The following is a 20,416-nucleotide window of genomic DNA, read 5'->3' on the forward strand; positions in this document are numbered from 1 at the left end:
TTGGCTTATTCCATTTCGATCTGTCCACGTGCGCTAAATCCTGGATTATGAGTCGTTAGAATGAGCTTTACAGGTCGTCAGAGTAAATGTGATTGCCAAATATTTTTTTATTATCTGTTTTTAAGCCAGGTTAATTTTTACTTATCACAGTTTCGCCGTTTTGCGACATTGCTGGTTTCGCCGAAAAACAGCGACAGGCCTTTTAGGTTAGTTCGACAACACGCTTCTGTCATCGGGAAGATATTGTCAGCCACGATCTCTTCCTGCCTCTGAAATCTCCAATTGGCCACGCTCGCTAACCTGAGGAAAACCAACTGATGGAATAAGGTCGACTGTGTAGTCGGAATAAACGTGTATGCCCAAATACTTTCCACCTCGGATGGAAACAAGTTCCGGACTGTTTTTACTGGCGACCGTGTCACCGTTATTTTTCATTCCAGCAGGCCCACCCAAACGCCATATCACCTTTTTCTCACCCAACATAAGACTTATTCCCATCATCACACCACTGCCGGTACCGGGATATTTATCTGAACTACCATCGATAGTTCCATCGATTAGCAGCTCAAAAATCGGGCGGTTCAGATAATTAAATAAAACAACGTCAAAGCTGGCTTTTATCGATTTAGCTTTGCATGCATTAACAAACGCGAAACATATCCCTGCGCCCATCAAGGTGCGACGATCAATTCTTGAAAGAACCTTATAATCAAACATTGGAAGTAACCTTCGAAAAAAAAATTAACTTCACTGGAAAAATCGATAGCTTCCGCATTTATTCTGTGCAGCATAGCGGCAATCTGACTGCTCATTCCCTGTGAGGTGCACGAGGAATCCCGAAGAATGGATTATCGATTTCATTTTTACAAAATTGACCTTCAGGGAGCACAACTGTATGTTGCTCTACCAGACTAGATGAAAGCGGTTTTTCTGTTTGAAAAGTTGCAAGCGTTGCTTTAACAGTTCCGTCAACAAGAAAATGTAATATAACCCTGTCCGCTTTGAGATCACTTTCGGCAGGTTGCACATCTACAATAGCTTCGCACCAAGCACTACCACGCCCGCGCCCTTTAAGGCTACGTTTGTCGCGCTGATCACTCAATTTTCCGTCAAACGAATCAAGATCGTAAATCACGCTCAATACCACTTTTATTTTTAATGGCTTGTCAGTTGCTTTATTCCAAATCAAACAACAGGTATCGCCACCACCAGCTACCTCCTGGCCATTATCGAGCAGTGCCTTACCAGAATTTCGGAAAAATACCGACCCTCCATTAGTTGCATTTTCCACATCGAAAGGGATTGAAGCCTCCTTGTATAAAATACTGAAAATGTCATATTTTGTGTAGTTAATGCAGTTGTAGTAAAGGTCGTCTCATTATGCTTTTCCAGTCTACGCGCTTCCTCTTCCTTTGAAATGCAACCCGAAAGAAAGAAAATAACTCCTAATGCACATATAAAATTTCTCATCGATTCATCACCCAGGTAGCTAATGGCATCGCTTCATCAATCGATTTGATACGCTTTTTTAGATGTTGAGAATACGTACTTCTTCCGTTGCAACATCACCGTTAATCATGATCTCTTCCTGCCTCTTCCATTTCTTTTTGACCACGCTGACTAACCCGTGGAATACCAACTGATGGGATCAGATCTACTGTATAGTCAGGATAAACGTGTATGCCCAAATAACGTCCATCTGGAATAGAGACAAGTTCAGGACTGTTTTTACTGGTAATAGTTTCACCGTTGCTTTTCATTCCAGGCGGCCCATCCAGCCGCCAAGTCACTTTTTTTTGACCCAAGGAAATTCCGACTCCGATCATAATACCGCTTCCGGTGCGGGGGTATGCATCGGAACTCGCATCAACAGTTCCATCGATCAGCAATTCAAAAATTGGACGATTTAAATAATTAAACAAAACGACGTTGAAACTGGGTTTCGTCAACTTAGCATCGCATGCGTTTGTCAACATAACACATACCCCTGCACCCAGTAATCTTCGGCGGTTGACCCTCGGAACGTCTTCACAATTTTTCATTGGCTTCAACTTTTGGCAAAAGTTCAACTGCATCGGAAAATCGACCACGAAATTTACAATATCAACGTCATTCATGCATCGTTCACCACATCTCGCATCGACATGGGGCTAAAATTACGTGTACACGCAACGAACTTTTCACTAAGGCGTAGCATGCAACAGCGCGAATCTTGTAAAATTCTTTCTTATTCGCGGCCCTGCCGTACCTATCAGGCAAAACTGTACAAAGCTGAGCACTCATGGCTTATCCTTCATGATTTGCTTAAGGCGCGCCTCAGAGAAGCGTAATCGGTCTGTATAGCGCTTCTTTAAGTTCTGATGATAAGCAGGATCTTCAGGGCCGGTAAATTTCGCTATCGTGTCCTTTGAATATTTTTCGTCTAGATCCCATGCCTCACGAAACAAGGATTCTGATGATCTCTCTACTTCCGCAATAAGATACTGACTATTCTTTACGGCCTGCTCGGCATTGTCTCGAACCAACTCCCACCCTTCAGCATAAAATCTCGCACGTGATGGTCTCGCCATTGGCCAGTTGCAGATCATTCGCTGCAACCACACCAAGGCCGGCCTTGGCGGCAATGGCAATCATCGCCGAACTGCTGTTGGGCAGCTTGCCATCGTCCGGCGCGACCGGCTTGGCAGGCATCTCGCCGCGCGCCGCGTCCACGCTCTCGTTGCTGAGCATGCCCGAGACCGCCGTCAGCATTGCCGGCAGCGGCGCTTCCTTTTCGTCGAGCTTGCTGGCATTGGTTTTCGCAGCGCCGAGATGGCCGGCGAACGCCACCGTCTGATGCGTCGTGGCGGCATCGCTGAACGTTTCGCCCAGCTTGACCGCCTGCTTCAGCATGGCAATCCCGGCCACGTTGTCGCCGGCCGGCTCGCGCGCATCGGCACCATGGGTGATCTTGTAACTCGTCACCAGCAAGCCCGTGGCGGCGCGCACCGCGCCATAGCCGTCCGTGCGCAATTCGGCGCCCAGCCCGCGCAGGCTGCCGCGGTAATTGTCGGCCGTGTGAATCAGGTGGCCCAGGTTCAGTTCACTGGCCGCGTGGCTGCTCTTGAGCTGGATACGGCCCTGACTGTCGGTGTCGTCGAACACGAGCTGGTTGTAGCCATTGCCGCCGAATTCCTTGCTGCGAATGCCCCACTGCGCTGCGCTGTTGCGGTGACCGGCGCTGGCCGCGGCTGCACCGTGCCACAGCGGCCCGTTGCCACCCGCCAGGTTGCCCTGCGCCGAGATGGCGTGATCGTTCGCGGCGCCGAAGATCGCCGTGTCGCTCTCTTGTTCACTCTTGCCGCCCGGCGTCGGCAGCGTGCCGCCTTCGCCCTGGCCGTTGTACAGCGCGCCGACGATCAGCGGCCGGTCGATATCGTTTTCGAGAAACTGCACCAGTACTTCCTGGCCGATGCGCGGCAGGAACTGGCTACCCATGCCACCGCCGGTCGAACGCTGTGCGACGCGTACCCAGCAGGTCGCGTTGGCGTCTTCCTGCCAGTGGAAGCGAATGCGCACGCGCCCCAAACGGTCGCAATGGATTTCATCGGCGCCGCTCTCACTGGCGCCACCGCCAGGCCCGACCACGATCGCGCTCTGGCTGCCGTGGGCGGTTGGCTTCGGGTGGTGGCGCAAGCCGTTTTCGCCGACCACCGGACGCCACGGGGTAGCGGCCGCGATGGCATCGATCAGGTTGGCGTAGCCGCTGGTGCTGGCCTGGGCGATGACGGCGGCCAGTTCGGGATCCTGCTCGGGCAGTGTCTGTTCGAGCAATTCCGGGATCGGCCCGAACAGTTCAGCCAATCCCTCACTGGCCGGCTTGGGCAGATTGTTGACGCCCACGCTCACGACGCGCAGCGTGACATACGCCGGATCGGCATCGTCGCCCGCCCCGGCGCCGGCTTGCAGCGGCCCCTGCGTCAGAGTGAAACGGGTGCCGGCGCGCAGCGTGCGCACCGTCGAGCGGGCCTGCCACAGGTGGCGGCGCGCTTCGTTGGCCTGCATCTGCAACAGCGCGTAACGGCGCGCCTGGGCGCCGTCGGCGTAGAAGTACTGGCCGGGCGTGTCGAAGCTTTCCAGCAGCGGCGCGTTGGGACCGCCCACGGCGCCCGCGGTCGGTACGCTGGCGGCCACGGCTTTCTTGGCCTTGTAGTCGTAACTGAGCACGGTGGAGAGACCCACGCGCAGGCTGCGCCGCGCACGCAGCGATTGCACGCTGTCGTGCACTTCGCCGGCGCGCGCGCCATGGAAGCGAATGCCGCCGCCGGCGCTGCTGGCGTCTTCGGGCGTCGCGCTGGCCTGGCTGCTGTCGCCGAACAGCACCACACCGTGGCCCTCGTCCGTCTCTTCGATGCGCCAGCTCAGGCCTTCTTCGGTCAGCAGTCGCGTGACGAAATCGAGGTCGGATTCGCGGTACTGGCAGCAATAGCTGCGCGCGCCGGCATCAGCCATGAATGCCGATGTTTCGTCACTCCAGCGCCAGACGGCGTGCGGTGCGTGTTCCTGGAACACGATGTCGACGATTTCCATCACCGTAATGTCTTGCCAAACGCGGCTGTTGCGCACCTGGCCAAGGCGCCACAGCCAAGGCTGCAAGCGCAGCCGGTAACGCGCCAGGCCACCAAAGCTGCCCAGCATTGCCGCTTCGCTGACCAGGCCGTTAAATCGGGTGCAGGTGCCGTCGGCCAGGCTCGTCTCCAGTGCAGCCAGCCGGCCCAGCACCGGTTGAGGACCAGGCACTTATGCCGCTCGCGGTGACACATCGGTAAACCTTTCATGAAATCGCGATAATCTCCTAAACTTTTCGCCGCACATTACTTACCGAGTCGTCTACTGCCTTAATATCGGCCAGATTGTTGATCGACTTTCCACTATGTTCACCATCTGACTGAGATAGAAGTACATCGTCCGAACCGCCATAAATCTTTCTAAATCGAAAATATCCAGCTTCGGCCAGAAACGATGGCTCACGCCCTTCGTTAATGTAACGAGGGATTAGCTTTGTCAGATCCCGCTCGTTGGGATTTGCTTTTCTTTCCCGGTCAAACGCCTCTGCAGCCATACGCTCATTTCGATCCATACCGTAATCTGGCGGCCCTGCTCGAGACATTCGCACTACTGGCATAGGATTGGAATACAAAGACTTACGAACAGCTAATATTCTTGACCATTCTTGAAGCGAATTGACAGCATCCGTAGGATTATCCGCACCACTCAACTTGAAAGCCGCACGAGAATCGTGCACGTACTCATCAAAAAAATTTACAATTTCTGGGGTCTGTACTGTTATAGGCCAATATCGCGCGATTTCTTGCCACTCACGAACGAAAGAGTTTCCAAAGCCAGGCGACTGCTTCGGTAGTTTTTGTTTTTTCCATTTCTGCAGTTGCTTTTCGAACTCATTCAATTCATCGCTAAATTCTCGAGACGATGAATCCAAGTCATTCTTGTCAAAGTTGCTAGCTCTTTTAAAGCTGTTAGTTCTATTGATTTCGTTACCACCACCGGCACGCCGAAAATATCTCCATCCCATTTGAAAAATTTGCTGTTCGCGCATGATATCAGTCAGCGATCCCTTCGATCGCTTGCATTGCGATAAATAAGCATTGAAATCGTTAATGACTTTTGCATCGACTTCAAACTTTTTTTGCACATCCTTATCGGCCAACTCAAGCTTAAAAGGCACTCCTGCCAACCTTGCTACCTTATACATATACAGTAATGGCAAGCGTGAAAGCATATCATTACCACTGGCATTAACACCTTTTCCATGATCCATCGGCGCGTAACCGCCGCCAACGTCTGAATGCACGCCAGGAAACACGATCTCTTCTGCGTTTGATGGGTATGCAAATCCTAATGCAACTGAATCTAGCGGGAAACTGCGCCGCTGCTCATGTGAGGCGACGAGATGCACACATCGCTTTATACTGCCGGGTATTCTTAAGCTATCTTCGGCATCAGCCCAGCCACTATGTCCATCTACTAATCGTGAAATAATCCAGTCCCCGAACGTGTTTCCCGGACCGACAGATGCTACAGTATCGAACAGACCCAAAAAGTCGAAGCTTACAGGGAAGCCGCCTAAAGTAGTACCTTTTTTTCCCAAAATCTGCGCATCGAGCCTGCATAAGGAATCTAGCCAGTTGGCAAAGGCACGAGCTTGAGTTGCTCCTCGAGAAAAGCCTAATGTCGATATAAAAATCGTTTGAACAATTGCAGGGTCAATCTTTTTTGGGCGAGATCCATTTATTGACCAGTGCTGTGCGACTCGCGCGTGCAAACGTCTCAAAAGACTTTCAAATTCAGCCCGAGGACGCACTGTTTCCACATCCCGATATTCCCGATATGGACGTGCTACATTCCTGCTCATTAATGCCCGTGCCTCTTTAGAAAGATAAAGACGACTTACCAACGAGATAGCTTCTTCGGACGATAACAAAGGTTGCTTGTAGAAAAAACGATGAACATTGTTAACTGCCTGAATTAATGCCCACACAATGCGGTCATTGACTTTTCTGCCCACAGCCCCGCCGAGAACCTTAGTCCAGCCATCACCGCTATCATTGATGTCCGGGAAAGGTGACGCTACACCCGGCACATAAACTCGAAAGAAATTCAAAAACCTTGAATCTTTCTGAAGCTTCCAGTCTACTCCCTTCGGCAATACTCCCGGCACACTCTGACCAGGGAAAGCGTCATATAATCGAGCAACATTGGAGTATTCATTCGCTTTTGCAGCCAACCTATAGTTATTTTTCGTACCGTCAAAAAAGAAGCCAAAGAAAAGGTTGGTGTTGCAGGATTTACCAGAGAGGTTATTTGGTATATATTCGCGTTCCTCATAGGCCTCTAGTATGTCCCGTTCAGCATCGTCGAAAAATTCTTTCTTATTCGCGGCCCTGCCATACCTATCAGGTAAAACTGTACAAAGCTGAGCACTCATGGCTTATCCTCCATGATTTGCTTAAGGCGCGCCTCAGAGAAGCGTAATCGGTCTGTATAGCGCTTCTTTAAGCTCTGATGATAAGCAGGATCTTCAGGGCCGGTAAATTTCGCTATCGTGTCCTTTGAATAGCTTTCGTCTAAAGCCCATGCCTTTCGAAACAAGGATTCTGATGATCTCTCTACTTCCGCAATAAGATGCTTACCGTTCTTTACGGCGTCCTCGGCATCGTCCCTAACCAACTCCCACCGCTTCAGCATAAAATCTCGAGAAGGAACTGGCCAACCCTTGATTTTTCCAGGCCATTGGGGGTGATCCGGTTGCAGGTCGCTTGAAACAATATCAAAGCCACCATCCGACCTGCGCAGCACCCATAATTCTCCAGCTTTTCCATTCGCGTAGGCTGGTAGTTCGACTGTATGCTTCTTTTCGATAGCGGAAATTTCTTCTCCATTCCCTGTCGACAACCAATGTCTGGATTCAACTTCAATGACTGTTCCTGGCGACCACTTGGCGGGGAGCTTGAAACAGCAAACGATGCCTCCGGCGGCATATGGCCCAATGTGTTCTCCACCACCATTGTTCTTTTCATCGCGTGGATCAACAACAGAAAACTCGAATGGGTCCGCAGTATAGTTAACACCATGAATACTTACTGAAACTCGATCACCTGACCTTGACGCTCCAGATTCTCCTCGCGCACTGCAGCCGCATAGCAAAAGCACAAATGTGCTAAACAGTATTTTGTAGATCGTCATTGAATCGCCCTGTAAACTCTTTCTGAAAATTCAAAAATACATGTGGCACGTTGACGTGACTTCCCGTCGCAACCGTGGCCATTAACTTAGCACACCATCTCAATGTTCCAGTGTGGTCGAGATTATGTTGGCGGGCAACCTGCACCGCTTCCTTGAGCAGATCATGCCGCTCTGACGGCAAGCCATCCCAAGTGTCGCCGCCATACTGCAGCCGAACCCATATCTCGTCCGATTCACTATCCTCGATCAGCCTTGCAAACTGCGCTTCACTTAGCCTTGCATTCACTGTAGTCCCGATCGCTGGTCCAGAGTAATCAATCGGCAGCGCTGCCCAAGCCCCGTTCCTGGCCATGTAATGCCAGCTTAGGGCATTGCCGGCAAGCTCACGCTGCTGCTCAGGCATGAGAACGGCAAAGATAGCAGGCAGTCTCCGCGTGTCGGGAAACCTGAAATTGAAATAGTTTCCCCCGGTCGCGACAGTGCACCAAGCGGCGAGTCGTTCAGCAAGTACATCGATACTGTCGCTAGTAACAATCGCGCTCAACATGGGCAGTCCTTCGCATCGCTCCAGGACGCGATGTAGTGCCTGGTTGTCCGAAACGAAAGGCACCAGGAATGGCGATACGTCTTTCACTTTGTCGTTGCAGCCCGGAAGCCGCTCGAACAACAAGGCTGGCTCGCTGGTTTTGCTCAGGTGTCGAAACAGGCCAGGTACGAACGCGCCGTCGATCAACAGTACAAGCTGTGCTCCGTCAGGCAGTTGCCGAGATTGTGCCAGCAGTTCAGCATGCCAATTGGTCTGGTGTGGATCGATCAACATGCGTTATTCCAGCAACGTGAAAGCGGGCGCAGCCGCCAAAGATTTTTTCAGACATTCGACACACACCGTGCCGGGGATGGCCGGTAGCGGATAGGGCTGGTCAACCGGACCCACGAAGCTTTTTTTCGCGGCGTGAATCGTAATCTTCCCCGGACACTGCACCGTAATATTTCCACCTTCGATCGTGATATTCGCCCCGCCTGCCGTCGACAGGCTGATGCTCTTGGCCGCCGCCCAGTCGACATGCGCATTAACGCTGATGATGTCGACCTGATCGCGCGCCTGCACATTGAGCACATCACCCTGCGCCTGAAGATCCACCGCGCCCTTCGCTGCAACCAGTTGCAGGCCGATATTCTCCGCACCCGCCTTGACCGCCCCGCCCAGCATGCCGATCGCCTGCCCGCTATGCATGCGCAATTGGCCCCCGGTGACGAACTGCGTATCCTGCCCGCTCATTAACGTGATGGTCTCGCCATTGGCCAGTTGCAGATCATTCGCTGCAACCACACCCATGCCGGCCTTGGCGGCAATCGCAATCACCGCCGAACTGCTGTTGGGCAGCTTGCCATCGGCCGGCGCGACCGGCTTGGCAGGCATCTCACCGCGCGCCGCGTCCACGCTCTCGTTGCTGAGCATGCCCGAGACCGCCGTCAGCATTGCCGGCAGCGGGGCTTCCTTGTCGTCGAGCTTGCTGGCATTGGTTTTCGCAGCGCCGAGATGACCGGCGAACGCCACCGTCTGATGCGTCATGGCGGCATCGCTGAAGGTTTCGCCCAGCTTGACCGCCTGTTTCAGCATGGCGATCCCGGCCACATTGTCGCCGGCCGGCTCACGTGCGTCCGCGCCATGGGTGGTCTTGTAGCTCGTCACCAGCAAGCCCGTGGCGGCGCGCACCGCGCCATAGCCGTCCGTACGGAGTTCCGCGCCCAGCCCGCGCAGGCTGCCGCGGTAATTGTCGGCCGTGTGAATCAGGTGGCCCAGATTCAGTTCGCTGGCGGCATGACTGCTCTTGAGCTGGATACGGCCCTGGCTGTCGGTGTCGTCGAACACGAGCTGGTTGTAGCCATTGCCGCCGAATTCCTTGCTGCGAATGCCCCACTGCGCGGCGCTGTTGCGATGACCGGCGCTGGCCGCGGCTGCACCGTGCCACAGCGGCCCGTTGCCACCCGCCAGGTTGCCCTGCGCCGAGATGGCGTGATCGTTCGCGGCGCCGAAGATCGCCGTGTCGCTCTCTTGTTCACTCTTGCCCCCCGGCGTCGGCAGCGTGCCGCCTTCGCCCTGGCCGTTGTACAGCGCGCCGACGATCAGCGGCCGGTCGATATCGTTTTCGAGAAACTGCACCAGTACTTCCTGGCCGATGCGCGGCAGGAACTGGCTGCCCATGCCGCCGCCGGTCGAGCGCTGTGCGACGCGCACCCAGCAGGTCGCGTTGGCGTCTTCCTGCCAGTGGAAGCGAATGCGTACTCGGCCGAGGCGGTCGCAGTGGATTTCATCGGCGCCGCTCGCGCACGACCCACCATCAGTGCCCATTATGATCGCGCTGTTGCTGTCAGGTGTAGTAGGCTTAAATTAGCGGTTGTTTATCCAGTCTGCGATCGCTAAATTAAAATCGTATGGGGCTGCACACTGCCATTTGGCTCGAGATTGCATTCGCCGCGGAATACACTATATAGCCAGAATTTTCACGAGCTCAGTCGTCGCCGATGGTGTGCTTAATCCAATTGATACCGCGATCGTAAAGCCTGGTAGCGTCATTTCCAACTTCAACAATTTTCTTGCCTCCTTCTGCGACCGCCCTTTTCCCAGCGTTCGCCGTCGCATCATATGCGTCCGAGACTGCTTTGGTTGCAGTGTCGGCTTGTCGGCGCGCATATGCGGCAGTCTCCTGTGCTTTACGGTACGCAGCATCTGCCGTGTCACTCGCGGCTTGACTAGCGGTGTCGTAAGCACTTTTTGCTGCCGACGCGGCTTCTCTTGCCTTTTGCTGAGCTAACAGTGCAGTTTCATGAGCCTTACGCCGCGCCGCTGCAGCCAATGCCTCTGCATTGCGCCGCGTCGCTTCAGCGGCTTCGCGAGCCGCTACCGCTGTTGCTTCGGCAGCATCGTCAACTTTTTTCTTACCGACGTCGTAAGCATCACTCGTGGCCTGTTTCGCCGCCTCAGCCTTGTGACTTATCCAGTTTCCCCACTCCACTGTTATGTTTGCGGTAGATTCCTGTACACCGCGCGGCTTAAAATAACTGAAAGGCTCGATGAGATTTCCAATAAAATCCACCTTTGAATCGTGAATATACCGTGAAACAAACTCGATTACGCCATCAGTTGCGTTATGATCCCATGCTGAGATCTGCCAATCTTCGGGCTTCACATACTGCGCATATCCATTAATAGCGCCACCACCATAGCGCAACCATTGCCCGGTTTTTGCAGCCAGTCGATACTTGCTGATTTCCCAAGCCATGCCCTTTGGGCCGAGATATTTATACTTGTCTTCGTTTCGTCGACGCGACCCGGGGGTCTCTATACCTCGCCGATGCATGGTTCCATTTGCACTGTAGAATATTTGCATATGCCGCTTGATCTGATTTTCGACAGAACCAGCGCCGGCACCACACGCAGACAAATATTTTTTATATGCATCCCATGTTGAATCTTGGACCTTAAATAACTCATTAAAAATTGCTTCTCTGGTAGTTGCGATCTCCTCGTACGACGCCATCCTTACACCGCTAATAACGGATTGTCGCATCATGTCATGCATGGGAATACGTGCAAAATTATTATCAATTCCTTGATCGTTCGGTCCATAGCCGCCTCCAACATCCGAGTGAACGCCGGGGTAAACGCTTTCAACCCAATCACCAGCCAGCTTGCCGTTTTTCCTAATTAGATCAACAGGAAACGCGACTCGCACTTCGTTGGCTGCAACGTAGTGTACACAGCGCTCGACATGAGGCGACACAACCAGTTCACGTTCTTCAAAAGGCAGTCTAACGTTCATAGAGGGAACACCGAACGAGGCCACGGTGTCGAACAAACCAAGAAAATGGAAACGGATCTGATAGCCCTCATACTCCAGATTTGAAGGACCTTGCTTGCATCGCCTAATGACTCTATTGGAAAACGCGCGAGCTAATGAGGCACCTCGCGAAAACCCAAAAAAAGACATGTTTATTATTTTAATTAGCCGGTGTTTGCCAAGCACCTTATTGACTGCCGAAAAACCTTCAGCACTTGCGCTCGTCGCATACGCAGCAGTTTCCTTCCCTAATCGACGAGCATTTTCAACCAAAATATCTCGGAGATTATCATTAACAGCATCACGCCCCTGATCAAGCCGCCGCGTGCCCCCCCCGCCGAAGCCCGCACCCCACATATTGTCCTCCCGCCAGACATCAACGGATCGGATCCAATTAACCGCCTTCCCATTGTAGGGCGTTCCGACACCAGAAACGTAAATAGGAATGATTGCCCTGCCCTCGTCCTGCAAGGCTGCTCTATACATCCTGCCAACGTTGCTCCAACTTTTGCTAGCAGCGTCTTCTTCCAGATTATTGCCAGTACCATCAAAGAAAATAGATATATGAACAACATCACGGCAATCTTGAAAAGGTGTGGGAGCCTTTTTCGAAACGTCGCGATTACACGCTCTTGCCGTCGCGGCATCGTCGTTAGCCACGGTCCCGCCCTGCCTCTGCCATTTCCATTTGGCCACGCTGACTGACTTGTGGCAGGCCAACCGTTGGGATAAGCTCTACTGTATAGTCAGGATAAACGTGTATTCCCAAATAACGCCCGCCCGGTATCGAAACCAGTTCTGGACTGTTTTTACTGGTGATCGTGTCACCGTTATTTTTCATCCCAGGTGGCCCGTCTAGCCGCCATGTCACTTTTTTCGGGCCCAATGACAGACTTATTCCCGTCATGATCCCACTTCCTGTACCAGGATATTTATCCGAAGCGGCGTCGATAGTCCTATCAATTAGCAACCCGAAAATTGGACGATTCAGATAATTGAATAAGACAACGTCGAATCGGGCTTTCATTGGCTTAGCCTCACATGCATTAACAAAAATAAAACATATCCCTGCACCTAACAGGGTACGGCGATCTATCTTTCCAACAGGTTTATAATCTTTCATTGGCTTTAACTTTCGGCAACATGTCAATTGCATCAGAAAAATCAATAGCTTCTGCTTTTACTTTGCGCATCAGATCGGCAATGTCGGCGTCTTCATGCCACTGGTCTCCATATATTAACGTCATGCATACATAGTTCACCAAATCTTGCATCGAAATGAGCCCAATACCACGTGCACCGGCAAGTGAATTTTTTACATAGCCGTAGCGTGCAGCTACAGGAATTTTCCGCAGCAGATTGGGCTGGTTCAGATCAACAAAGTACAACACATGATCGGGCACGCCAGCTTCGACCAGCTGATCGACCTGATTCTGCGTCAGCAGCAGCGGCGCCGGCAAGCGCACCGGAGGCGTGGCACCGACATCGACCGCGTGCTGCTGGCCGTCACGGTCCCAGTACCACCACCCGGCCAGTCCGCCAAACAGCTGTGCGCGCTGGCCCGCATTGAGCACCGGTCCCTTGACGTGCAATGTGGCGTCGTCCGGCTGCCCGATCAGCGTGCCGAGGATTGCGGGATCCCAGAATCCAAAGAACATGTCGTAGTTATCCGGCAGGCGGATTTCGGTAAACTGCTTGAGCTGTGCGAATAAGGCATCAAACGACAAGGTACTGGCGACGACGGTTAGGCTCGGCTCGAGCGGTGCTTGACGGCCGAGCCAGCGGGCAATCCATTTCCAGGCGACGCCGCCCTGCCCCGGTGGCGCCAGTTGCACGAGGTGCGGCGACTGCGCCGCCAGCGGGCTGCCCTGCGTCGCGCCCAGCAGGCAGCGCACTGTGGCGCCGGGGCCATCGATGGCGCCGGGCAGCGTGGCGTCTTGCGCGCTGTCGGCAATCGCGTACCAGCGCCAGTCGGGATGCTGCGCAGCCAGCGCTGCCAGCGCGGCGATCGTGGGTTGCGCGACCATCGTCAGACCCATTTACTGATGAACGCGGTGCGCTGTTTGGCACGCTTGGCCAGGCACTCGACGCACAATGGCTTGGCCGGCGCAGCCGAAGTACGGCCTGCGGCGACCAGCACGGACGCGCTGCCCAGCGCGCCCAGCAGCCAGCGCCGGGTAATCCGCGTGGTGTTTTTTAACGATATCTTCATTGCAAAAGCCTATGTACCTTTATTGATGAATGCCGTGCGCTGCGCCGCCCGCTTGGCCAGGCACTCCACGCACACGCCCTGCGGCAGGAACGGCAGCTTGTAGTTCACTTCCTGGCTGGCCATAAAGCTTTTCTTTGCGGCGTGAATGGTGATCTTCCCCGGACACTGCACCGTGATATTGCCGCCTTCGATCGTGATATTCGCCCCGCCCGCCGTAGACAGGCTGATGCTCTTGGCCGCCGCCCAGTCGACATGCGCATTGGCGCTGATGATGTCGACCTGATCGCGCGCCTGCACATTGAGCACATCACCCTGCGCCTGAAGATCCACCGCGCCCTTCGCTGCAACCAGTTGCAGGCCGATATTCTCCGCACCCGCCTTGACCGCCCCGCCCAGCATGCCGATCGCCTGCCCGCTATGCATGCGCAATTGGCCCCCGGTGACGAACTGCGTATCCTGCCCGCTCATTAACGTGATGGTCTCGCCATTGGCCAGTTGCAGATCATTCGCTGCAACCACACCAAGGCCGGCCTTGGCGGCAATCGCAATCACCGCCGAACTGCTGTTGGGCAGCTTGCCATCGTCCGGCGCAACCGGCTTGGCAGGCATCTCGCCGCGCGCCGCATCAATGCTCTCACCGCTGAGCATGCCCGAGACCGCCGTCAGCATTGCCGGCAACGGCGCTTCCTTGTTGTCGAGCTTGCTGGCATTGGCTTTTGCAGCGCCGAGATGGCTGGCGAACGCCACTGTCTGATGCGTCGTCGCCGCCGCGCTGAAGGTTTCGCCAAGCTTGACCGCCTGCTTCAGCATGGCAATCCCGGCCACATTGTCGCCGGCCGGCTCACGTGCGTCCGCGCCATGGGTGGTCTTGTAGCTCGTCACCAGCAAGCCCGTGGCGGCGCGCACCGCGCCATAGCCGTCCGTACGGAGTTCCGCGCCCAGCCCGCGCAGGCTGCCGCGGTAATTGTCGGCCGTGTGAATCAGGTGGCCCAGATTCAGTTCGCTGGCGGCATAACTGCTCTTGAGCTGGATACGGCCCTGGCTGTCGGTGTCGTCGAACACGAGCTGGTTGTAGCCATTGCCGCCGAATTCCTTGCTGCGAATGCCCCACTGCGCTGCGCTGTTGCGGTGACCGGCGCTGGCCGCGGCTGCACCGTGCCACAGCGGCCCGTTGCCACCCGCCAGGTTGCCCTGCGCTGAGACGGCGTGATCGTTCGCGGCGCCGAAGATCGCCGTGTCGCTCTCTTGTTCACTCTTGCCCCCCGGCGTCGGCAGCGTGCCGCCTTCACCCTGGCCGTTGTACAGCGCGCCGACGATCAGCGGCCGGTCGATATCGTTTTCGAGAAACTGCACCAGTACTTCCTGGCCGATGCGCGGCAGGAACTGGCTGCCCATGCCGCCACCGGTCGAGCGCTGCGCGACGCGTACCCAGCAGGTCGCGTTGGCGTCTTCCTGCCAGTGAAAGCGGATGCGCACGCGGCCCAGGCGGTCGCAATGGATTTCATCGGCGCCACTCGCGCTCGCGCCGCCCCCTGGTCCGACCACGATCGCGCTCTGGCTGCCGTGGGCGGTCGGCTTGGGATGGTGGCGCAAGCCGTTTTCACCGACCACCGGGCGCCACGGGGTATCGGCCGCGATGGCATCGATCAGGTTGGCGTAGCCGCTGGTGCTGGCCTGGGCGATGACGGCGGCCAGTTCGGGATCCTGCTCGGGCAGTGTCTGTTCGAGCAACTCCGGGATCGGCCCGAACAGTTCGGCCAGTCCCTCGCTGGCCGGCTTGGGCAGATTGTTGACGCCCACGCTCACGACGCGCAGCGCGACATACGCCGGATCGGCATCGGCGCCGACGCCCGCTTGCAGCGGCCCCTGCGTCAGGCTGAAACGGGTACCGGCGCGCAGCGTGCGCACCGTCGAGTGGGCCTGCCACAGGTGGCGGCGCGCTTCGTTGGCCTGCATCTGCAACAGCGCGTAACGGCGCGCCTGGGCGCCGTCGGCGTAGAAGTACTGGCCGGGCGTGTCGAAGCTTTCCAGCAGCGGCGCGTTGGGACCGCCCACGGCGCCCGCGGTCGGTATGCTGGCGGCTACGGCTTTCTTGGCCTTGTAGTCGTAACTGAGCACGGTGGAGAGACCCACGCGCAGGCTGCGCCGCGCACGCAGCGATTGCACGCTGTCGTGCGCTTCGCCGGCGCGCGCGCCATGAAAGCGAATGCCGCCGCAGGCGCTGCTGCTGGCGTCTTCGGGCGTCGCGCTGGCCTGGCTGCTGTCGCCGAACAGCACCACACCGTGGCCCTCGTCCGTTTCTTCGATCCGCCAGCTCAGGCCTTCTTCGGTCAGCAGCCGCGTGACGAAATCGAGGTCGGATTCGCGGTACTGGCAGCAATAGCTCCGCGCGCCGGCATCGGCCATGAAGACCGATGTTTCTTCACTCCAGCGCCAGACGGCGTGCGGTGCGTGTTCCTGGAACACGATGTCGACGATTTCCATCACCGTCTTGTCTTGCCAAACGCGGCTGTTGCGCACCTGGCCAAGGCGCCACAGCCACGGCTGCAAGCGCAGCCGGTAACGCGCCAGGCCACCAAAGCTGCCCAGCATCGCTGCCTCGCTGACCAGGCCCGTGAAGCGCGTGCGCGTGCCGTCGGCCAGACTGGTTTCGAGCGTGGCGGCCTGGCCCAGTAATGACGCAAGGTCGAGCGCGGCATCGGTGCCGAGCACGATCACGTCGCGCATGCCGATTGTCTGTACGCCGTCATCGGCGGCAAACGCTTCCACCATCAGGCTTGCGTCTTCACCCAGTTGCAAAGCGTATAAGCGGGTGCGGCTGGAAAAGCCGTCCAGTGCGGCGAGCACATCGTCGACCACCGCCACACTCATCGTTTCACCTTGCAGGCGGCGGCTGTGGCGCGACCATCGCAGGCGCGCTTGCGGCATGCCGCCAGCTCGGCTTTCGGCTGCTTCTTGCAATAGGCAAGTTCTTGCTCGAGGCTGGCGCGGGTCCTGGACTGCACGGCCGGCTCGGACGCCTGGGCGTGCGCGATCAGGGCCGAGAGCAGCATCACGTCGCCGTCAGCAGCGGGTGCAGGCGCGGCTTTCGGGGCGGCTTTCGCTGCAGGTTTCGGCGCAGGTTTTACGGCTGCCACGCGTTTGACAGGTGGCTTCGGCTTGGCCGGTGCACCTGCACGCTCGGTGTTGTTCGCAGCAGCTTTGGCGGCGACCGGCGCAGCTGCGGCGGCTGCAAGCGCAGCGCCGGACGGTGCTTCCAGCGCCTGACTGAGGACGTCGCCGGTGGCGCCGGCAGCAGGTGGCGCTGATGGTTCGGCAGCGAGCATCTCGCTCAGGCTCGGTTGCGCGTCCGGCAAGGGTGCCGAGCGCGCCTGGTGGTCGTCTTCGATGATCGCCGTGGCTGGCTCATCCGCCGCCGGCGCGACGGTGCTGGTGCCGGTCACGTCGGCGTGCGTGGCATTCTCTGGCGCGGCCGCAGCAACAATCAGGGGTGCCGACGGTTCGCGCTGCTGGCCATACCACAGCCCTGCACCACCAGCCACGGCGGCCACCAGCACGCCCGAGAATGCCCAGATCCATGGCGCGCGCGAAGCACGCGCCGCATTCGGGGACGGCGATGTCCGCTTGCCGCCAGACGCCTCCAGCGTCGACAGTATGCGGTTACGTTCGGCTTCGGCCTGCTGTGCAGGGGTCAGCAAACTAGGTGGTCCATTGCTGGAAATCTTGTCTTTTCGTTGCAAAATTCAAGCTCCTGATCGTTGTTGCAACACTTTACGCTAATAAATTGACTAGCGCGATACCCCACACAATTGCCGACAGTCAGTTGCGCATAAGACTCCACAGTTGGGTAGAATGAGCCGTTCTTATCAGACTAGTAAGTTGTACTTGAAGGAAATACCGATCGTCGGTCATCTGGCGCACCCTTTTCACACCAGGTAGCCGAATAGTGTCAAACGCGGAGTCAATGTGTTGTTAATGGCGATTGCCCTGTTTTTCATTCTGGCCTGCCTGATCGGCTGGCTGGTGTTCTTCCCGGCAGGGAGAAGCCTGGCAGTACAGGCGGCAGCGCGCATGGAATCACGCTTGGGCGCGTGGTTCGGTGCCATCCGGCGCTCGCGCGTGACTAGCTCCGGCGCCGTCGGTAACACCATGCCCCGCATGCAGTGCAGCTCCACCGGGGCTGCGGTTCGATACTGGCCGTGGCTGTTGGCTGCGGCGCTGCTGGCCGTGCCACCGGCGCTGGTGTTCCTGTCCGGCGGCAGCCATATGCTGGACGGCTACGAGGTATCGACCCGCGAAGTCAATACCCAGGTGGCGTCGCTGCTGCAGGGCGAACAACTGGCGCCGCCGGCGACCCTGCCGCCAGCCGTGTTTGCCACAGCCGACGTGGCCGTGGAGCGGCCGCTGCTACGCACGGCCAGCCGCAACTGGGCATTGCTGGACCCCGAATTCACGCAGCGCCTGCTGCTGGTGTTCAAGATCATGAAAGAGCAGCACGGTTACGACATGGCGATCCTCGAAGGCTATCGCAGCCCCGAGCGCCAGAATGCACTGGCGTCGATGGGCACCAGTGTCACCAATGCCGGCGCCTGGCAAAGCTGGCACCAGCATGGCCTGGCCGCCGACTGCGCCTTTCTGCGCGACGGCAAGCTGGTGATCACCGAAAAGGATCCGTGGGCCATGCGTGGCTACGAGTTGTACGGTCAGGTGGCCGAGTCGGTTGGCCTTACCTGGGGCGGCCGCTGGAAGATGATGGATTTCGGGCACACGGAGTTGCGGGTGCCCGGCGTGATGAAACGAAAGTCTTAGGGAGACGTGATGGCAGGTCCCGTAATTCGTTTGGGCGACAAGACCTCGCATGGCGGGGTCGTGGCGACCGCATCGATGGTCAGCGACAGCGGTGGCGTGCCCATCGCGCGCGTCGGCGATACCGTCGTCTGTCCGCTGCACGGCAGCACCCCATGCGTGATCGTCAGCGGCGATCCGACCATGATCGTCGATGGCAAGCCAGTGGCCCGCCACGGCGACCTGACCAGCTGCGGTGCGACGCTGATCGCCAGCCAGCAAAGCACCGTGGACCAGGTCTGACCATGCCACCTTATTACTTGCAAAGGCAGAACCGATGCGTCCCTGGCTGAGCCGAACCCTGATCGTTGCCGCTGCATTCAGCGCCTGCTGGCTCGGCGCCCTGTGGTACTGGCGCTCCACCACTCGCATGCCGGACACCGGGGATATCGTCATCTGGCTGGTGCTGATGCCGCTGTTCCTGCTGCTCGTGCTGTGGGCAGGCCGCAAGATCATCGCCGCTGTCAGTGCGCGTTCGGCTGCTGCCGCTGCCGTGGCCGCCGCGACGGCGTCGCAGGTTGCGGCAGTGCCTGCACCCGACGCCGCGCAGCCGACCGCGCTGGTGGTCCTGGCTGGTGCACTGAACATGCCGCACGGCGACAACGTCGACTCGCTGAGCGAGGCGTTACGGTCGCGCCAGGCCAATCTGCAGCTCGATCCGTCGCTGCTGGACGAGCGCGGCTACCCGATCCTCAGTGGCCGCGTGGCCAGCGTCGATAGCCTGGCGCAGCAAGAAACCATGGATGAGTGGCTGCAACTGCACCATCCCGACCATGTGCTGGACGACGAACAGTGGCGTGCGCTGGCCCTGGGCACCGTCGTCGCTAGCGAACTGGCGTTTGGGCTCGGGCCGCACCCGGCGCTGCCGGCCTATCTCGATGCGCTTCAGGCCGGCAAGGCGACACCACCGCTCCCCACGCTGCAACTGGTGCTGCTCCTGCCCGCCGAATGGAACCCACCACAACGCGCCGTCGCTGCTGATTGGCTGCGCAACATCATTGAACTGCATGGCTGGCCGCAAGCCCACGTGGCAACCGTACTGGCCGATGCCGGCGCAAACGTCGCAGCGGGGTCGCTCGCGCTGGTGGACTCGCTGTCCAAACGCGCGCAGCAGGCCGCACAACCGTTCCTGTGCATGCTGCTGGCCTGCGGGTCGCGCATCGGCGAAGGGAGCGTGCAGGCCTGGGCCGATCAATTCATCCTGCTCGACAGCCGCCACCCGGACGGGCGCGTACCCGGCGAAGGCGCAGCCGGCCTGCTGCTGGCCGACCGCGCCCAGGGCGCCCTGTTCGACGCGCCCGACGCGGCGCTGCTGTACCCGGCCGCCAGTGGCGCGCGCGCCAGCTCGGCTGACGGCCGTGGCCGCATCGACAGCACCCTGATCACGCAGCAGGCGACCGACCTGCTGGCCAGCGCCGGCCTTGCTGCGAGCAGCGTCACGCTGGTCAGCGCCGACAGCGACGCCCGCGCCAGCCGCGTCGGCGAAACCCTCGGTATGGCAACCAACCTGCTGCCCGACCTCGATCCGGCCAGCCAGGTCGTGACCGTGGCGGGTGCGTGCGGCGATGCCGGCGACGCCACGCTGCTTGCGGCGCTGGTGCTGGCCCAGCATCACGTGCGCAGCGGCGCCGGCGCCGCGCTGTGCGTCAGCAACCTCGACCCGGTCCAGCGCAGCGTTGCGCTGCTGGGGCCGCAACCAGCGCCGCAACTGTCGCCGCAATCTGCCGCACTCGCCGCATGAGCCAATTTTTCCTTTCCCTTCAACTGACGTCCG

The 20,416-nt window shown here is 57.6% G+C and carries 16 protein-coding genes and 1 pseudogene; 3 read left to right on the plus strand and 14 right to left on the minus strand.

Annotation, left to right across the window (positions count from 1 at the left end; genetic code table 11):
- Positions 1–246: 246 nt before the first annotated feature.
- The 14 genes and pseudogenes from AC56LY_RS11040 to AC56LY_RS11105 form a co-directional block, all read right to left on the minus strand.
- Positions 247–717, minus strand: a complete 471-nt coding sequence (locus tag AC56LY_RS11040; protein WP_499579287.1) for a hypothetical protein — start codon at positions 715–717, stop codon at positions 247–249.
- 91 nt (positions 718–808) lie between these two features.
- Positions 809–1,291 carry a hypothetical protein gene (locus tag AC56LY_RS11045; RefSeq protein ID WP_499579289.1) on the minus strand — a complete coding sequence of 161 codons (483 nt, stop codon included), beginning with the start codon at positions 1,289–1,291 and terminating at the stop codon, positions 809–811.
- A 280-nt stretch (positions 1,292–1,571) separates the two neighbouring features.
- A complete protein-coding gene (locus AC56LY_RS11050) occupies positions 1,572–2,117 on the minus strand; it encodes a hypothetical protein (protein WP_499579291.1) in 546 nt (181 codons plus the stop codon).
- Positions 2,118–2,535: 418 nt separating this feature from the next.
- Complete coding sequence (locus AC56LY_RS11055) at positions 2,536–4,779, minus strand: type VI secretion system Vgr family protein (protein WP_499579292.1); 2,244 nt, start codon at positions 4,777–4,779, stop codon at positions 2,536–2,538.
- Positions 4,780–4,834: 55 nt separating this feature from the next.
- Entirely contained in the window at positions 4,835–6,985 is a 2,151-nt protein-coding gene (locus AC56LY_RS11060) for a T6SS phospholipase effector Tle1-like catalytic domain-containing protein (RefSeq protein WP_499579293.1), read from the minus strand.
- Positions 6,982–7,743 (minus strand): DUF3304 domain-containing protein, encoded by a 762-nt coding sequence (locus tag AC56LY_RS11065; RefSeq protein WP_499579294.1) that lies wholly within the window; start codon positions 7,741–7,743, stop codon positions 6,982–6,984. The genes AC56LY_RS11060 and AC56LY_RS11065 overlap by 4 nt, the downstream gene beginning before the upstream one ends.
- Positions 7,718–8,563 (minus strand): DUF4123 domain-containing protein, encoded by an 846-nt coding sequence (locus tag AC56LY_RS11070; RefSeq protein ID WP_499579297.1) that lies wholly within the window; start codon positions 8,561–8,563, stop codon positions 7,718–7,720. Before AC56LY_RS11070 ends, AC56LY_RS11065 begins: the two co-directional genes overlap by 26 nt.
- Before the next feature lie 3 nt (positions 8,564–8,566).
- Positions 8,567–10,132 (minus strand): annotated as a pseudogene (locus AC56LY_RS11075) (DUF2345 domain-containing protein); the annotation flags it as partial.
- A gap of 124 nt (positions 10,133–10,256) precedes the next feature.
- Positions 10,257–12,245: a T6SS phospholipase effector Tle1-like catalytic domain-containing protein gene (locus AC56LY_RS11080; protein WP_499579299.1), complete on the minus strand. Its 1,989-nt coding sequence runs from the start codon at positions 12,243–12,245 to the stop codon at positions 10,257–10,259.
- Positions 12,238–12,708: a hypothetical protein gene (locus tag AC56LY_RS11085; RefSeq protein ID WP_499579301.1), complete on the minus strand. Its 471-nt coding sequence runs from the start codon at positions 12,706–12,708 to the stop codon at positions 12,238–12,240. The genes AC56LY_RS11080 and AC56LY_RS11085 overlap by 8 nt, the downstream gene beginning before the upstream one ends.
- Positions 12,695–13,612, minus strand: a complete 918-nt coding sequence (locus AC56LY_RS11090; RefSeq protein ID WP_499579302.1) for a DUF4123 domain-containing protein — start codon at positions 13,610–13,612, stop codon at positions 12,695–12,697. Before AC56LY_RS11090 ends, AC56LY_RS11085 begins: the two co-directional genes overlap by 14 nt.
- Before the next feature lie 2 nt (positions 13,613–13,614).
- The gene (locus AC56LY_RS11095; protein ID WP_499579303.1) at positions 13,615–13,797 is read right to left on the minus strand and encodes a hypothetical protein; all 183 of its coding nucleotides are present in this window, start codon (positions 13,795–13,797) and stop codon (positions 13,615–13,617) included.
- A gap of 9 nt (positions 13,798–13,806) precedes the next feature.
- On the minus strand, positions 13,807–16,668 hold the full coding sequence (locus AC56LY_RS11100; RefSeq protein ID WP_499582024.1) for a type VI secretion system Vgr family protein: 2,862 nt from the start codon (positions 16,666–16,668) through the stop codon (positions 13,807–13,809).
- Positions 16,665–17,537 (minus strand): hypothetical protein, encoded by an 873-nt coding sequence (locus tag AC56LY_RS11105; RefSeq protein ID WP_499579304.1) that lies wholly within the window; start codon positions 17,535–17,537, stop codon positions 16,665–16,667. Before AC56LY_RS11105 ends, AC56LY_RS11100 begins: the two co-directional genes overlap by 4 nt.
- Before the next feature lie 235 nt (positions 17,538–17,772).
- Here AC56LY_RS11105 and AC56LY_RS11110 point away from each other — a divergent pair, with 235 nt between their 5' ends.
- The 3 genes from AC56LY_RS11110 to AC56LY_RS11120 are packed head-to-tail and all read left to right on the plus strand — an operon-like array spanning position 17,773 to position 20,383.
- Entirely contained in the window at positions 17,773–18,606 is an 834-nt protein-coding gene (locus tag AC56LY_RS11110) for a M15 family metallopeptidase (RefSeq protein ID WP_499579305.1), read from the plus strand.
- Positions 18,607–18,615: 9 nt separating this feature from the next.
- Positions 18,616–18,885, plus strand: coding sequence for a PAAR domain-containing protein (locus tag AC56LY_RS11115; RefSeq protein ID WP_499579308.1), 270 nt, complete (start codon positions 18,616–18,618; stop codon positions 18,883–18,885).
- Positions 18,886–18,919: 34 nt separating this feature from the next.
- Positions 18,920–20,383, plus strand: a complete 1,464-nt coding sequence (locus AC56LY_RS11120) for a hypothetical protein (protein WP_499579310.1) — start codon at positions 18,920–18,922, stop codon at positions 20,381–20,383.
- Positions 20,384–20,416: the final 33 nt, after the last annotated feature.

The sequence above is a fragment of the Telluria sp. ZT3P25 genome, from assembly GCF_059685895.1.

What these genes read in the sequence shown, in the direction of transcription:
- AC56LY_RS11040 (WP_499579287.1), bottom strand. Translation starts at nt 717, where the DNA reads ATGTTTGATTATAAGGTTCTTTCAAGAATTGATCGTCGCACCTTGATG.
- AC56LY_RS11050 (WP_499579291.1), bottom strand. Translation starts at nt 2,117, where the DNA reads ATGAATGACGTTGATATTGTAAATTTCGTGGTCGATTTTCCGATGCAG.
- AC56LY_RS11060 (WP_499579293.1), bottom strand. Translation starts at nt 6,985, where the DNA reads ATGAGTGCTCAGCTTTGTACAGTTTTACCTGATAGGTATGGCAGGGCC.
- AC56LY_RS11065 (WP_499579294.1), bottom strand. Translation starts at nt 7,743, where the DNA reads ATGACGATCTACAAAATACTGTTTAGCACATTTGTGCTTTTGCTATGC.
- AC56LY_RS11070 (WP_499579297.1), bottom strand. Translation starts at nt 8,563, where the DNA reads ATGTTGATCGATCCACACCAGACCAATTGGCATGCTGAACTGCTGGCA.
- AC56LY_RS11085 (WP_499579301.1), bottom strand. Translation starts at nt 12,708, where the DNA reads ATGAAAGATTATAAACCTGTTGGAAAGATAGATCGCCGTACCCTGTTA.
- AC56LY_RS11090 (WP_499579302.1), bottom strand. Translation starts at nt 13,612, where the DNA reads ATGGTCGCGCAACCCACGATCGCCGCGCTGGCAGCGCTGGCTGCGCAG.
- AC56LY_RS11095 (WP_499579303.1), bottom strand. Translation starts at nt 13,797, where the DNA reads ATGAAGATATCGTTAAAAAACACCACGCGGATTACCCGGCGCTGGCTG.
- AC56LY_RS11100 (WP_499582024.1), bottom strand. Translation starts at nt 16,668, where the DNA reads ATGAGTGTGGCGGTGGTCGACGATGTGCTCGCCGCACTGGACGGCTTT.
- AC56LY_RS11110 (WP_499579305.1), top strand. Translation starts at nt 17,773, where the DNA reads ATGGCGATTGCCCTGTTTTTCATTCTGGCCTGCCTGATCGGCTGGCTG.
- AC56LY_RS11115 (WP_499579308.1), top strand. Translation starts at nt 18,616, where the DNA reads ATGGCAGGTCCCGTAATTCGTTTGGGCGACAAGACCTCGCATGGCGGG.
- AC56LY_RS11120 (WP_499579310.1), top strand. Translation starts at nt 18,920, where the DNA reads ATGCGTCCCTGGCTGAGCCGAACCCTGATCGTTGCCGCTGCATTCAGC.